Origin of the sequence: Gordonia hydrophobica NBRC 16057, assembly GCF_001592365.1 — a bacterium.
In the GTDB taxonomy this organism is placed as follows: Bacteria; Actinomycetota; Actinomycetes; order Mycobacteriales; family Mycobacteriaceae; genus Gordonia; species Gordonia hydrophobica.
The window spans coordinates 1-861 of sequence record NZ_BCWU01000039.1; the positions used below are offsets into that span (position 1 = coordinate 1).

Here is an 861-nt window from a genome sequence, read left to right on the forward strand (position 1 = left end):
GAGGCAGGCTCCGAAACCTGCCCTCAGGACGAAAGGGCAGGGACCGGTTTCGTGTAGCCGTCATCGCTGGCAGTTGGTTTGGGCGGGGCGCTGACCGATCGGCGGTGTCCCACGGCGGTGAGGATCACGCCACCGACGATCCACCCGGCGAGTACCAGCCACGATGACGTCGTGTCGGCCTGGGGGAAGTACGACAGTTCACGGACCAGCGTCGCCGATGCACCGGGTGGGAACCACTGTCCGATTTCGCCCCATGCTCCGGGGAGGAACTGTGACGGCAACGCGCTTCCCGAGATGGGGTTGGCGAACAGCATCATCACGACCGGGCCGATTGCAGTACCAGCGCGGCCGATCAGCGCAACGCAGCCGATCATCGGTGCGGCGATAGCGGCGATGGCCACGGCGAAGGCGCCGACGTTGAGTAAGTAGTTGCCCTGGATCGACCCGAACCAGAGTTGCAGGATGCTGGCGAGGACGATTCCGCCGACGATGGCGTACGTCGTCACTGCGAGGATGCGTCGCCTCGCTCCGACGATGACAGTCGAGATGAGGACGCCGCCGATGATGCCGCCGAAGAGCATCGGGAAGAACGCCGAGTTCAGCAGCGCGCCATTGGGGTCTTCGTCGGAGAACGGTGCAACGTCGGTGAGGGTCACTGTGGGTTCACCGCCCGGTGGGACCCCAGACTGTTGAGCGAGCGCCGACTCCAATGGGGTCGCCAGTTGCGCGACAACCTCATTGACCGCACCATTGGCCGATGCGGTGAGCACCTCGGGCTGCGCACCGAGGACGATCCCGCCCATGTAGTCGCGAGATTCGATGCCGGCCACCACGGCGTCTCGATCATCGACGACGGTGACG

The 861-nt window shown here is 65.2% G+C and carries 1 protein-coding gene; it reads right to left on the minus strand.

All coding sequences use genetic code 11. The annotated features are described in order from the left end of the window. Positions 1-23 precede the first annotated feature (23 nt). The coding region (locus tag GH2_RS21835) for a hypothetical protein (RefSeq protein ID WP_066172670.1) at positions 24-861 on the minus strand (838 nt) is incomplete at its 5' end.